At 61.9% G+C, this 13245-nt stretch carries 8 protein-coding genes and 4 pseudogenes; 5 read left to right on the top strand and 7 right to left on the bottom strand.

Translation table 11 applies throughout. The features are described 5' to 3' along the window. Together I7S92_RS21575 and I7S92_RS21570 are read left to right on the top strand one after the other, a co-directional pair. Positions 1–105, top strand: a pseudogene (locus I7S92_RS21575) (IS5/IS1182 family transposase); the annotation flags it as partial. A 58-nt stretch (positions 106–163) separates the two neighbouring features. Beyond that, positions 164–754: a glycosyltransferase family 4 protein gene (locus I7S92_RS21570; protein ID WP_197647569.1), complete on the top strand. Its 591-nt coding sequence runs from the start codon at positions 164–166 to the stop codon at positions 752–754. A 246-nt stretch (positions 755–1000) separates the two neighbouring features. On the opposite strand, the gene I7S92_RS21565 is transcribed toward I7S92_RS21570, so the two are convergent. Continuing rightward, positions 1001–1324, bottom strand: coding sequence for a transposase (locus tag I7S92_RS21565; RefSeq protein ID WP_197647568.1), 324 nt, complete (start codon positions 1322–1324; stop codon positions 1001–1003). 2 nt (positions 1325–1326) lie between these two features. On the opposite strand from I7S92_RS21565, the pseudogene I7S92_RS21560 reads away from it, so the two are divergent. Both I7S92_RS21560 and I7S92_RS21555 read left to right on the top strand, forming a co-directional pair. Further along, positions 1327–1986: pseudogene (locus I7S92_RS21560) on the top strand (DDE-type integrase/transposase/recombinase); the annotation flags it as partial. Positions 1987–2158: 172 nt separating this feature from the next. Further along, a pseudogene (locus I7S92_RS21555) lies at positions 2159–3439 on the top strand (IS5 family transposase). Here I7S92_RS21555 and I7S92_RS21550 read toward each other — a convergent pair. From I7S92_RS21550 to I7S92_RS21530, 5 genes are read right to left on the bottom strand one after another with little or no spacing between them, the layout of a single operon-like run. Then, complete coding sequence (locus I7S92_RS21550; RefSeq protein WP_197647567.1) at positions 3426–4106, bottom strand: sulfotransferase family protein; 681 nt, start codon at positions 4104–4106, stop codon at positions 3426–3428. The pseudogene I7S92_RS21555 and the gene I7S92_RS21550 sit on opposite strands and share 14 nt — an antisense overlap. 60 nt (positions 4107–4166) lie before the next feature. Continuing rightward, positions 4167–5537 carry a hypothetical protein gene (locus I7S92_RS21545; protein ID WP_197647566.1) on the bottom strand — a complete coding sequence of 457 codons (1371 nt, stop codon included), beginning with the start codon at positions 5535–5537 and terminating at the stop codon, positions 4167–4169. Positions 5538–5553: 16 nt separating this feature from the next. Further along, complete coding sequence (locus I7S92_RS21540) at positions 5554–9411, bottom strand: amino acid adenylation domain-containing protein (RefSeq protein WP_242070343.1); 3858 nt, start codon at positions 9409–9411, stop codon at positions 5554–5556. After that, positions 9380–10903 (bottom strand): ElyC/SanA/YdcF family protein, encoded by a 1524-nt coding sequence (locus I7S92_RS23275; protein ID WP_242070342.1) that lies wholly within the window; start codon positions 10901–10903, stop codon positions 9380–9382. Before I7S92_RS23275 ends, I7S92_RS21540 begins: the two co-directional genes overlap by 32 nt. Before the next feature lie 34 nt (positions 10904–10937). Then, positions 10938–12023 (bottom strand): hypothetical protein, encoded by a 1086-nt coding sequence (locus I7S92_RS21530; RefSeq protein ID WP_197647565.1) that lies wholly within the window; start codon positions 12021–12023, stop codon positions 10938–10940. Positions 12024–12484: 461 nt separating this feature from the next. Here I7S92_RS21530 and I7S92_RS21525 point away from each other — a divergent pair, with 461 nt between their 5' ends. Then, on the top strand, positions 12485–12751 hold the full coding sequence (locus I7S92_RS21525; RefSeq protein ID WP_197647564.1) for a hypothetical protein: 267 nt from the start codon (positions 12485–12487) through the stop codon (positions 12749–12751). Between the two features lie 73 nt (positions 12752–12824). Here the strand turns inward: I7S92_RS21525 and I7S92_RS23270 are convergent. Beyond that, positions 12825–13172, bottom strand: a pseudogene (locus I7S92_RS23270) (IS481 family transposase); the annotation flags it as partial. Positions 13173–13245 lie beyond the last annotated feature (73 nt).

Below are 13245 nucleotides of genomic sequence, written 5' to 3'. Positions count from 1 at the left end.
GGCCGGCTGAAGGACTGGAGACGCGTTGCCACCCGATACGACAGATGCCCGGAAACCTTCTTCTCCGCTATCGCCCTCGCAGCAACCGTCATGTTCTGGCTCTGAAACTCAATGAGTCTGGAGCCTAGAGGTCTTGCGGAACTGGCTGGATGCGCCGGGGCAGATGCCCTGCCGCATCCGGGTCAAGGACACCGCGCTTTCGGGGCGCAAGGTCTTTGTCTACGCAGGCAACATGGGCGTGGCGCAGAGCATGGATGTCCTCCTTGATCTGGCCCAAAGCCTGCAAGAGCGGCGCGATCTGGGCTTTCTCTTTGTCGGGCGCGGCAGCGATGCGGCGCGGCTGGCCAAAGAGGTGGCGTCGCGGGGCCTCGACAATGTGCTTTTCCATGACGAGATCGACCCGGATGAAATCCCCGATCTTTATGCGCAATGTCACGCGGGGCTTGTGGCGCTGGACCCGCGCCACAAATCGCACAACATCCCGGGCAAGTTCCTGACCTATATGCAAAGCGGCCTGCCGGTGCTGGCTAATGTGAACGCGGGCAATGATCTGGCGGAGATCATGCGCCGCGAGGGGGTCGGGGCTGTCTGCGAGAGCCATCAGCTCAGGGATTTGCAGGCCGGCTGTCTGGCGCTTCTGGCCCAGATTGACAGCGACCCAGACCTGTCGCGGCGCTGCATCGGGCTTTTTGCGCGCAGCTTTGCCGCCGATAGCGCGGTGCGCCAGATTGCCAGCGCGCTGACCCGACCCTGAGGCTCAGGCGCTGATCGGAAAGCCGCCAAAGAATACCCCGACCAGACAGAGCAGGGCAGGGCAGGGTAAAGTCTGCGGCACTGTCAGGCTTTGGGCCTAGCAACTGTGTTTATCGGCCGCGGTGAGGCTGCCATGGGACGCCCGTTTTGAGGACTGCATTTGCGATTGTGAGGAGCCTGCGGGCGATGGCGACGATGACCAGTTTGTGGGGCTTGCCTCGCAGCTTTAGGCCCTGTGCGACGGGCCTCAGGGCGGGATTGTGACAGGCTGCAGCCAGTGCCGCTTGAAATAGGGCATGCCGCAGTGCGCGCCGACCTCCTGCGATTGCTCTCTTGCTCGCATTGTTCCACTGTCATGTGGGATGGGTGCAAGCCCGGTCATGGCCGCGGCTTCGCCGGATGTCATCCGTCCGAGTTCCGGCATTCCCGCGATCAGCATGGCCGCAGAAACGGGGCCAATCCCAGGGATGGACAGCAGTAGCCTTGCCTTCACGGCCGAAGTTTCTTCCCCCGCGATTACGCTTTCGATCCATCGCTCAAGGCCACCGACCTGAGTGTCCAGCATGGCCATGATCTGCGCTGCACCGCTGCCTGCAGCGTCATGGCATCTCGCGCCTGCCTCATGTGGAGGGCGACAAGCCGAAGCGATCGAAGTTCAAACGCTATCCCATAGGGTTCTTCCATATCGATATTGCCGAGGTTCAGACCGCTGAAGGCAAACTACATTTGTTTGTCGGCATCGACCGCACGAGCAAGTTCGCCGTGGCCCAACTCATCGACAAAGCCGACAGGAAGACAGCCTGGGAGTTCCTTCAGTATATGCTCGAAGCCGTGCCCTATCGGGTTCACACCATTCTCACCGATAACGGCATTCAGTTCGCAGAGCAGCCTCCGAATCGGAACACCATCTACTCCCGGCGATGCGCTTCGACATGATCTGTGAGGCAAACGGGATCGAGCACAGGCTGATTAAGTCCAACCATCCTTGGAACGGCCAGGTTGAACGGATGAACCGCACGATCAAGGAGGCCACCGTCAAACGCTTCCATTACGACAGTCATGACCAGCTGCGAACGCACCTCGCCGACTTCATGGCGGTCTATAACTTCGCGCGCAGGCTCAAGACCCTCAACGGCCTCAACCCCCTACGAATACATCTGCAAGATATGGACATCAGAGCCAGACAGATTCATCCTGAGCCCAATCCACCACATGCCGGGACTGAACACCTAGTTAATTTGCCTTGGACAAATTCCAACCCATTGATTTCTTGGCGTATTTAGGCGTTTTGTGTTGCCTTTTCCCGCAGGATTTTTATGTTTTTGGTCGAAACCCTGCAATTTCGGTTCAGTCTATTAAGCGCCTCCCGGAACAGGATGATCTGCTGCGCCCGCGGCTGGTTGATATGATCGACCCGCGGCACGAGCTCGTGAAATTGGCGGCGCTGATCGACTCGGAGGTCTTCGAGCGGGAGTGGGCCGGCTTCTTTCCGTCCCACAAGAGGAGGCCCGCGACAGAACCGCGGCTGGTGCCGGTCTGCTGTATCTCCAGCATGCCTATCGCCTGTCGGATAAGGCGGTGGTCGCCCGCTGGGTCGAGAACCCACATTACCAGCACCTCACCTGTGAGGTCTTCTTCCAGCACCGGCTGCCGATCGATCCCTCGTCTCTGACCCGTTGGCGTGGGCGGATCGGGGAAGATGCCGTCGAATGGCTGCTGACCCTGACGATCCAGGCTGGGCAGAAGTCCGGCACCATCGACGAGGACAGCATCAAGCGCGTCGCAATCGATACGACGGTCATGGAGAAGAACATCACCCATCCCACGGAAGCCCGGCTTTACGAGCGGGCGCAAGAACAGCTGGTGGACCTGGCGCAGGAGGCAGAGGTGGACCTGCAGCTACGCCCGCCTTGCGCCACGGCTCGCGCTGCAGGTGGGCCGCTATGCCCACGCCAGGCAATTCAAGCGGATGCGCAAGGCCTTGAAAAAGCTCAAGGGCTACACGGGACGGGTGATGCGGGATCTCAGGCGCCACCTTGCGGACATCCCCGAGGGAGGCCTGCGGGATCGGGTCATCGCCAAGCTCGCGTTGGTCTCGCAACTCCTGCATCAGCAGCCCAAGGGCGGCGACAAGATCTATGCCCTGCATGAGCCCGAGGTCGCTTGCATCTCCAAGGGCAAAGCCCGCGTCCGCTATGAGTTTGGCTGCAAGGTCGGTGTAGCCACCACGCTGGACGAGGGCTTCGTGGTTGGCATGCGCAGCTTTCCGGGTAGCCCATACGACGGTCACACCCTGAGGAAAACGCTGGGTCAGGTCGAGGTCCTCACCGACCAGCGTCCCGATCTGGCTGTCGTCGATCGCGGCTACAAGGGCCACGATGAAGACAAAACCCGCGTCCTGATCAGCGGCAGTCGATGCGGCTTGACGCCCAGGCTGATTGTTGACCTCCGGTGCCGAAGCGCCATCGAGGCTGAAATCGGCCACATGAAGACCGACGGTCTCCTGTCGCGATGCCCGCTGAAAGGCACGATAGGCGATGCCCTCTTTGCCGTCCTCTGCGCCTGCGGGCACAACATCCGAAAGATCCTGGCGCACCTCAGGGCTTGGCTTCCCTCGATCATCGCAGCCCTGTGGACCGCACAAACTCCTCAAGATCGGCAACATCAGACCTTCAGGGCCGCCTGACCGCTTTGTTCAGACCGAACTCATTAGGCGAAAGCGGGCCAAGGTTGCGGCTTTCCAAGAGTTTGACCACTTTCGGCTGGACTGGCAGCCGAGGCGACGGGCAATCCAGAAGGGCGCAGGTGCCGCCAATCGCGGCCGTTGGATCCCGCGCTAGGTCCTCGGTCAGCAGGAAATGGCAGTTTCCTGCTGGAAAGAGGTCCAGTATATTGGCAATCTGATCGGCATAAAAGCCGCGTTCGACATAGCTGTACGCGCGCCAGTTCTTCGCAATCCTGTTTCGCCTGTCCCGGATTGCCTGAGCAAAGGGCAGCGTCTCGGCGCCTTGTGTCACAAGCATCCGCCAATTCGACCATGCCCGTTCCACAGGATGGCGCAGCACGGCAATCAAGCGCATCTGGGGATTATAGGCACGGATACGTTCCAGAAACCGGCGATGGACCATATAGGCGGGCGTTGCTTCGCCGCAGATCTGCGTCGATGCGGCGGCGGTGAGGAACGCCTCATAGGCGCGGTAGTCGGGAGAGGACCAATCGCGGCTGTCACCATCAAAGAAATGCACTTCCTTGCAGCCCGGCAGGTAGAGATCCGGTTGCTGCGCCAGATGATGGTGCAGGGTCGTGGTCCCAGATTTCTGCGCCCCGACGACGAGGAAAGAGACTTTGGGCAATCGGAGGGGGCATCCATGGACTGTGGAACATGTTGCGCGCCTTGGCGGACACAGCTTGCGCTATCGGCCAAGAAACAGCGCCGCCAGCGTACGCGGCAGATCGTAGTGCCGCGTCGCCGCCGTCTGACCCTGCACCCTGACCCGCTCAAGCGTGTCCTGCCCTTCGCTATCCCTCAGCAACCAATCGACGTAGGCGGGAAGTTGGGCGATGTCGGCTTGCAGATAATGCGTGCCGGGTTGCAGGGCAGGAATTTGGCTGAGCGTTTCGCTGACCACGCAGGCACCTTGCAGGAAGCCAAAATGCATCAGCCGCTGCCATTCGAAATAGGGCGCATCGAAGTGGTGGACGTTCAGCAGGATCTTGCTTTGACGCGCCAGCGCGGCAAAGGCCAAACCTGAAATGGCGTCAGGATGTTCGGTTTTCAGCGCGCCCTTTACATTCACCAACCTTACAAAGCTGGCGTGTTGGTCAAACACCGGCTTCGCCCCTTCCCAAAAAGCCTGCCGCCGTCGCGCGTTTGATCCGATCCAGAGCATGTCAATCGGCCGTTCCGCAAGTGGGCGACAGGCGTCGATGGTGCCGCCTGCTTCGGTGCCGCTCCACTCTGCGTATTCCGCCGAAATGGGCAGGGTCGGCTGAAACAGCGGAAAGCCTTCGATCCGGCCCAAGGGCAGGAACCGCACCGTCAGGCCCAATTCCGACAGGCAGGCGGCAGTCTGAAGGTTGATATCCAGCACACCCGCCGCCGCCCGCAAGAACCGGTAGGAGCGCCCGAACCAGACCGAGGGGATTTGCTCGGTGTTGAACAGGATGCAGGTCTTGAGGTCCACGCTTGTCGCGTCAATACGCGGTTCGAGATAGAAGAAATCATGCGGCGCGATGATAATCCGTAGGTCGGCCGGCGCTTCGAAACCGGCTTGGGCCGGTTCGGCGGCCATGCTGAGATGCCGGAATGCGGCAACAAGCATGGACTGGAATTCGTGGAACACGATATGGCTTTGCGGGTGGACATGCACCGCGACCCGCGCGCCGGTCCACAGTTGGGACCAAGCACCCTTGGCCTGCGCCACGACCGAAAGCGCAAGGTCGGGATCATCCAGAAACGGCTTTTGCCAAGTCAGCACGGCGGCCTCGGTCCACGGGTTAAGCCCTTGTTCGCAGCCGATTCGCAGGAAATGTACTAGCGGCGGCAGGTCTGTATTTCCGCCAAGATGGCGCTGCCAGTAGGTTTCGCCATCGAAATGCGGTGCAGACTCGACCCCTGCGGTTTGCCAGTTTGCAAGGTAGTCGCGGATCAGGTCATCCTCGGAGGCCTTGGGCAGGCCCCGTTTGACGCGGTAATGGTGCGGGTCGAACAGGCCGCTGCTGCGGATCAGCGCCACATCGGCCTTGGTCTTTGGATTCCGAAAGAGATCGAGGCTGTCCCACATTCCGCACCTTCCCAAGCTATCGCGCCGCTGTCGATGTCTGCGCATTGCCACACAGGCAATCATTGATCCGCGCCACAAGGATATCCGCCAGCGCGCCTACGTTGGCCTGTTGAAAATACTGGCCATGATCGCCCGGCAACATGCAGACGCGGAACCCGTCGCCAAAGGCCTGCCGGAACAGGCGCTCGGGGGCCTCGATCTGACCGTAGGGATTCAGGTAGCTTCGGGCACCGAACAGCAAAAGCACCTCGCCCGATAGGGGATGGAAGCGGCCCTGTTCCATCAGCACGGTCAGGGCCACCTGCCGCCCCCGCCGCCGCAACTCATGCGCCACTTCGGCCATCACCATCCCGCCCTGACAATTGCCGCCCAAGGTCAGAATGCCGTGCCGGTCAACGGATGCGATCTCGTCGGCGTAAAGCGCGGCCAATGCCGCGACCGTCCGGGCGTCGTAGTCAAACACAAGATGGCCCGAGCGCAGTCCGAACAATCGGACCCGTGCGCCAAGAGCGGCCGTCAGTGAAGCGAATTCGTCGCCGGATTGAAAGCACCAGAACAGCGCAGGGGCGGTCGGCGGTGCCGCGGCAAGATCATGGACCAATCCCTCCATGCCCCTGCGCGCGCCGGGCCAAAGCGTCAGGTAAGGGCGGAGCGCCGCAGCCAATGCGTCACCATGATCGCCGTCGGGAGCAGCCTGCTGCATCAGCTTGCGCTGCTCCACGGCGATCCCGAGCGCCTCGATCGTATCGCCACCCGCGTCCAGCGACAGATCCAGGATGATCCCGAAATCGGACTCGATGCTCATGATAAAGCCCGCCAGCCCGAGGGAATCCAAGCCCGCGTCGCTCAGGCTTTCGCGGACACCTTGCACCGCGATCCCGCTGTCGGTGTCACGCAGCAGTTCTAGCAAGCGCCTTTCCGTCGCACTGTGAGGCGTCCGCCCCGGTGCCGGAACCAGAACGGCAGGCGGCACGGGCAAATCGGAACGATCCAGCTTGCCATTGGCGGTGCAGGGAAATGCGGCAATCGGCAGGATCACGGCGGGGTGCATATAGGCCGGAAGCCGCTTATCCAGATGCGTCCTCAGCGCCGCATGATCCAGCGCCTGCACCTCGGGGTGCAGCACCACATGGGCGATCAGCCGTTCGGTCTGGCCGGTCGCGGTTTTCGACAGGCTTGCCTCGCGGATCATCGGGAAATCGCAAAGAACGGCCTCGATCTCTCCGGGTTCTATCCGGTGGCCACGAAATTTGATCTGGTCATCAAGCCGCCCCAGAAACCGGAGTTCGCCTCCGGCATCCATGACGGCACGGTCGCCGGTCAGATAGACCCGCTGTTCGGTGCCGTCGGGCATACCGACCATGACGAAGCGCGCCGCCGTGCGGTCGGGCTGGTTCAGATATCCGCGCGCCACACCAAGGCCGAAAAGGCCCAGCTCGCCCGCTTGCCCACGGGGCACGGGCCTGTGTGCCGCGTCCAGGACGCAGGCCGCCATATTGTCGAACGGGCGCCCGATGGTCACGGGCGCGCCGATGCGGCATTCGGCAAAGGTGGCCTCGACGGTGGCCTCGGTCGGCCCGTAGGCGTTGAAAAACCGCTGGCCCTTGGCCCATCTCCCGACCAGGGCGGGAGGGCAAACCTCTCCGATCACGATGACGCAGGCCAGATCGGGAAAATCCCCTGCCGGGATCGTGGTCAGCGTCGACGGCGTCGTGGAAAGATGCGAAATGCTGCTTTGCCGCAGGAACCGCGCCATTGCCGCGCCGGGCAGCGCCTCGATATCGGTCGGCAGCACAAGGCAACCGCCCGCGGCAAGCGTCATGGCCATGTCGCCCACCGAAACATCAAAGCCGAACCCCGTGACAAGCGACACCCGCGCCTTTGGCGTGATCGCGAAATGCTTGGCGGCGGCGGCGGCAAAGTTGGCGATATTGCCATGTTCCACCAGGACGCCCTTGGGGCGTCCCGTGCTGCCCGAAGTGAAGATCAGATAGGCCGCGTCCTGCGGGCCCGGGGGCGCACCCGACAAGGCAAGCCGGGCAAGGTCGGCGGGTCTGAAATCCCTGTCGGCAATGCTGCCGCAGTTCACGAGCGCAAGGCCAAGGTCTGGCAGGGCGGGGCTTGCGGCGTTCACGATGACATGGCGGGTCGTGGAATCCTGCAGCATCATCTTGATCCGCTCTGCCGGCTGATGCGGGTCGACCGGCAGATAGACCGCTCCCAGCCGCAGGATAGCAAGAAAGGCCACAACACGGTCAAGGCTGCGGCCAAGGCAGACGGCAACCGGCTGACCTGCCGCCACTCCTTTGGTCCGCAAGGCTATCGCCAGATCGTGCGAACGGGCCATCAATTGACCATAGGTCAGTTTGCGCCGTCCCATCTGGACGGCGGGGGCGCCGGGTCTGGTATGGGCGCGGGTCGCGATGGCGTCGACCAGATTGTCGGCCAAGGTTGTCTTGCGCCCGTAGACGACCGAGGCGGTCTCTGACGTCCGCTCGAGGGATGCGCAGGCGGCGGCGATCTGCTGTGCCAGCCCCTCGCCCGACCGGCCCGCCATGACTATCACCACATCGTCGGGCCGGACGCCCGCCTTCAACTGGCGCAGGAGATCGGGAAGGTTGGCCACCGGGTCGATGTCCGACCCTGCCGTGGCGCAGGCTTCGGCCAATATCCTGTCGGCTTCCCCGGTCCGAACCGTTTCTCCGAGTGTTTCGACGGGCAGGACCAGCCGCCAGTCGGCCTGCGCCAGTGCTTGCGCGAAAGCCCCTGCCATGTCGCGCACGCGACTGCCAAGCTGCGGTTGCAGCACGGCCACCACGCGCCCGCCGGTGCCCCGCAGTGCCGCAATCGATGCGGCAATTTCGGTCGGATGATGGGCGAAATCTTCCAGAATGCGCGGGCCTTCGGCATGACCCACGTCTTGCAACCTGCGGTCGACGCCCTTGAAGGTTGCCAAGGCCGCAAGGGCGCGCCTTGGGAGGACGCCCCTTTCGCAAGCCATTGCAATCGCGGCCATAGCATTCAATTGGTTGTGTCGCCCGGGAAGGCGCATATGCAGGGGGCCAAGGCTTTGTCCGGCCCAGACCAGGCCTGTCTGTCCGGTCGCGAGTGCGCGGGCGGACAGAAGATTGTCAGGATTGAAGCCATAGGTCACCGTCAGCCGATCCAGTTGCGCGATCAGCGCCCGCAGTTTGGGGTCATCCCCGCAGACCACCACTCTGCCATTGACAGGAACGCGTCGGGCAAGCGCCAGAAAGGCGGCCTCCAGGCCAGATTGACCGCCATAATGCGCGGCGTGATCGTCATCGAGGTTTGTCAGCACGAGATGAGCCGGCTGCCAGACCGACAGCGCGCCATGGGCCTCGCAGGCCTCGAATACGAACTCCGAACCGGCATCGCCCCAGCGTGCGGGTGCTGTGCCTGCGACTTCGGCCCCGAGGAAACAGCCGGTGTCCGGTGCCTCTTGCGACAGGATGTGGATCAGCATCGCGGTCGTCGTGGACTTCCCGTGGCTGCCCGCAACGCCGATGCACCGGCGGCCCCGCAGCAGACGGGCCAGCGCCTCCGGCCGCCATTCGATCTCTTTCCCGTCCCGCCGCGCAGCGCGCAGCAAGGGATGGTGCTGCGGCACGGCGGGGCTGGCAATGACCCGTTGCACTTCGGCAAGAATTTCGGGCGAAGTTCCGTCATGGATCACGATGCCGCGGCCTTGCAGCAGGTCGCGCCGTGCTGGGGTAAGGGCGGGGTCGAGCCCTTCGACCCGATGGCCTGCCTCTTGCATCAAGAGTGCCAGCGGCAACATTCCGCTGCCGCCGATCCCGATCAGCAACACCTTGCCGGTCTCAGTCGGCATCGAAATCTCCTTGAAGGGCATATTTGCTGATCTTGCCCAATTCCTGCAAAACCCTTTTGGTGCCGGCTGGGGTATCGGCCCATGAGGTCCGGGACAGGTTGTCGGGATGCTCTGCCGGAAAGGCCAGAAGGCGCACATGAGCGGGGATGAAGCGCCGCGCCGTCATCAAGGCGCGTTGCATGTGAAAGGGCTTGGCGCAGATACCGATCGAGGAAAGCGTCGTCCAGCCGATTTCCCGCTCGACCAGTGTTGCCCCGAACGCGAAATTCTCAAGTGTGTTGCGCCCGTATTTTTCCAGAAGCAAAGCCTTGGGCGGCACACCGGCGTCCACGGCATGATCGCGGTAAAGCATCCATTCGGGAATGCCCCCGCTTGTCGGTCCGCCTCCCGAAATCAGGATGTGCTTGATCAAATTGGCCTGAAAAAGAGCAAGTGCCGGGAAGAGGCTATTGACGGCCGGGCTGCCAAGGACAAAGGCAAGGTCGACGTGTTCCGGCTTGTCTTGCACAAAAAGAAACCGGCTGATGGCATCGCGGGTCGCGGCGCGCAAAGTGCCGTTGGTGGACTTCTGCTGCGGTGGGGCCGGCGCGGGTTGCGCAACGGGGGGCGGCACCTGGTCTCGCACGGCAGCCAGACTCTGCTGCACAGCAGGCAGACAGGGTTGGATGCCGACCAACTCGACCTGCCGCCTTGCGATATCTTGCGCCTCGTTCCGCGTCAGGATGCGCGGGCCAGAGATTTGCGCCAGATCGTGGAAAATCTGTCTGGCCAGTTTCCCCCACATGCCAAGCCCCGAAGCCGGTTGCGAGCGGCGCAGGTCTGCCGAGAACTGTGTCGCCAGAAATGCGTCCAACGCCTCGATTTTCGGGTCCATGCCCAGAAACTGTGCGGCGGCCAGCGCGGTGTCCCGAGGCGCGCGATAAAGGTCGTCGTGCAGGATCAGTAACGTTGCATCATCGCCCAGACTGGTCAGCACCGTATGCATGGTCTGGGCCCACAAGGCGCAGACCGGCTCCGGGTGCCGCAGACAGGGATGCCATTTCGGCGCACGCGCGGCCCGGGCGCATTGGCTGGTTGCGACCTCGGCCGGATCCCTGACCAGAAGAAGACGCCGGCGGGCGATACCCGCCTCGGACAGGGCCTGCTCCCAGAACGGCAGAATCTGGGCGATACGGGGGTCTTTGATCAGCAGGGGGCCATCGGCAGTCGTATTGACCTCGTGCAACAGGTCGACTGCGCGGTGGCGTAAATCGGAAAAGGCAGGACCGGCAAGTTCGGCTGCGTCGGGACGAAAACCCCAGTTGTCCCAACTGGCGTTCAATCGGGCCAGAAGGGCATCGCCGAAGTCGCGGATCACGGGGTTCTCGAAATAACCGGACGGATTTGCCCAGTTCCTGGAATCCTCGAACTGGCCAAGGCCCGCACCGGCGGCCTGAAGTGCGCCCGTCAAGAGCGAACTGCCCGACCGATGCATCGCAAGGACGAGTTTGACCTCGGTCAGGTTGGCCAGCATGCCGCGTCCATTTCTGCAAATTGCGCCGTTTTCGTCATTTGCGCCCATCGGTCGGCTCAGCATCAAAGACAAAATAGGTATAGGCCCGCGACATCAGGTTCAGCGCACTATCGCCGTGATCGAACGGGATCGCACAGCGCCGCATCGCCCCGGCAAGGCGGTCCCGCAGGTCTTCGACACCGTCCAGCAGGAACGACCGGATTGCAGCGTCCAACGCTTCGTCCGGCGTCGGCATGTCGGGATGCCCTTCGGAGTCAAATCGGATCGCGAAAGTCTGGTCCAGCCAGGCGATATCGTCCCTGGTCACCAAGGACCGCGCCAGATCATCCGGAAGCCGCAAGGTTGGTCCGGGCAAGGCTGTCTGAATCCAGTCACAAAGACGCTGCCAGCCTTGGACCAGACGGGGGTGGCCCACGGGAATCGGGATGTGCCTGGCCAACAGGTGCAGCAACCGGATCGCATCAAAGGATGCGGCTTCGTTGGACTGAATGTTGTGTTCCACGCCGGCAATTCGGATCTGTCCGGCGAAATCCGCAACCACCGATCCATGAAGAAAATGGCTGCGGTCATAGCGCCGCAAATGGACCTGATCGTGTCCGAATGCAGTCATGTAGGCCCCAAGGCTTTGTTGATATCGCGAAGGCAGCGGCAAAAGCGGCGCGCGCGTTTTGACCCGTTGCTGGACGATTGCATTCGCGTAGTCGACAGGATCGCGGACATAGGCGATCACGCGTATTATCTCGGCGCAGCCATGCAGACGGTGGGCAAGGGCCAGAACAGCCTGTTCAGACCAGACGGAAAGGGCCTCCCCGGAAAAGATCAGCATTCGGCGGTCCAGCGACAGCTCCCGATCAAGTGCTACATGAGCGTTAGAGGCCAGTCGGCTGCACAGATCCCTCGTGAAGCCGAAATGCTTGATCCACGAACTTGTTTCGCAGGTAGTTTCGCGATCGAACGCGAACATCAGCGGGACCGAATGGTTGGCTCTGCCCAAATCCGCATAGCGCGCGCCGTCACGATCATAGCCCGCCAGAGCCGACTGGATCGCGGTCGATCCGGTCTTGTGCATACCGATATGAAGAATGATTTCCTGAAGGTACGGGGGTTTCACTTCAGTCATGCAGTGCCCTGCTACGGGGCACTTCGGCTTCAGCAAGGCGGACGCGCATTGCGTCTAGTTCCCCACGGTCTTGCAGGCAACGCCCTAGTTCGCGCAGCACCATGTCATCATAAAGCGCAGGTGTCATGGCGTCAAATTCCGTTGCCATTAACCAGTTAGCATTGGGCAAGCTTTTCCAAATCAGTCCGTTTTCAAACAATTTCAAACCCTGAGTTAGTGCCCCACCAAACGCGGGGCACGTCAGTGCCAAGACAGGAGTGCCTGCTGCGCGATCAGCAGGCGCTTCCGCCCTTAACGCCGATTTTGTCTGCAACCGCCGCGCCGCTATTGAGTTTGAAGCCGAGCAGTTTCGATGTGTCAGGTTTCCGGATCATACCGTTATCCTTTTGTTTGATATACTAAAGCTGTATTGCCTTCTGGAGCGATCGGTCTAGGAGCGCATTTAGTCATCGATTGTCTCTTTGGAGATTTTCCTGATTGCTGAAAAAGCAAAAGAGCGCAAGATTATTATCAGACGAGTCATTAGCGGTTCCGATCTCGCACTGTCGGGATCGGCGCGGATGTTGAAGGCGGCAATCCGACGCCGCCACCTACAGCGAACCGGCACGCAAACCCGCGAGGAACAAGATCTGCTGACGGCATGGCATGAAGCGGCGATGGTGGTGTGGTTTGATGCTTTCTTGGAGAAACGGCTCTTAACCAAACCCTTGGGATCACCGGAGCGCTGACGTGTAAGCGAGAGACGCACGAACCGAGGCGGTCTTCGAGTCAATAGCGCTCTTTAAACGGCGGCCCCATTCCCCGCTGCAGGCACCGGCACAGAGCAGAGCGGGTCAGATGCGGGATCGACGCTGGAGAGCATAGAGACAGCCGTCTAGCGACAGCAGCGCATGGCGCCGGAAGGCGACGATCATCGCCTCCTCCGCCTCGGCCATATTGAGCGTGGCGCCTTCGGCCCGGTCTTGCGATCGGCGACTGTCGCCCGCTTCCGCCACTTGGCGACCGTCTTGGGATCGATGCCCAGTTCCCGGCCAGTTGTGTGGACCCTCAGTCCCGAACGATGGCGGGCGGGCCTTCGGCGTGCGATCGCTGTATCGCAGCTATGACGGCGAACGTGGTCGTGGCGCTCCCGTGACGAACCTGCCCCATAGTGCTTCCTTCCATTCCCCTCGAGAGGATCGCACCATCAAGCCGTCGGATCAAACATCTAGCGCCGGGCAAT

It is taken from the genome of Tabrizicola soli (genome assembly GCF_015999335.1).
Taxonomy (GTDB): domain Bacteria; phylum Pseudomonadota; class Alphaproteobacteria; order Rhodobacterales; family Rhodobacteraceae; genus Tabrizicola; species Tabrizicola soli.
The sequence above is the reverse complement of the archived record's forward strand: the minus strand, read 5'-3'. Positions and strand labels throughout refer to the sequence as shown.

Excerpts from the sequence above, each read along its gene's own strand:
- I7S92_RS21570 (WP_197647569.1), top strand. The coding sequence starts at position 164 with ATGCCCTGCCGCATCCGGGTCAAGGACACCGCGCTTTCGGGGCGCAAG.
- I7S92_RS21565 (WP_197647568.1), bottom strand. The coding sequence starts at position 1,324 with ATGGCCATGCTGGACACTCAGGTCGGTGGCCTTGAGCGATGGATCGAA.
- I7S92_RS21545 (WP_197647566.1), bottom strand. The coding sequence starts at position 5,537 with ATGTGGGACAGCCTCGATCTCTTTCGGAATCCAAAGACCAAGGCCGAT.
- I7S92_RS21540 (WP_242070343.1), bottom strand. The coding sequence starts at position 9,411 with ATGCCCTTCAAGGAGATTTCGATGCCGACTGAGACCGGCAAGGTGTTG.
- I7S92_RS23275 (WP_242070342.1), bottom strand. The coding sequence starts at position 10,903 with ATGCTGGCCAACCTGACCGAGGTCAAACTCGTCCTTGCGATGCATCGG.
- I7S92_RS21530 (WP_197647565.1), bottom strand. The coding sequence starts at position 12,023 with ATGACTGAAGTGAAACCCCCGTACCTTCAGGAAATCATTCTTCATATC.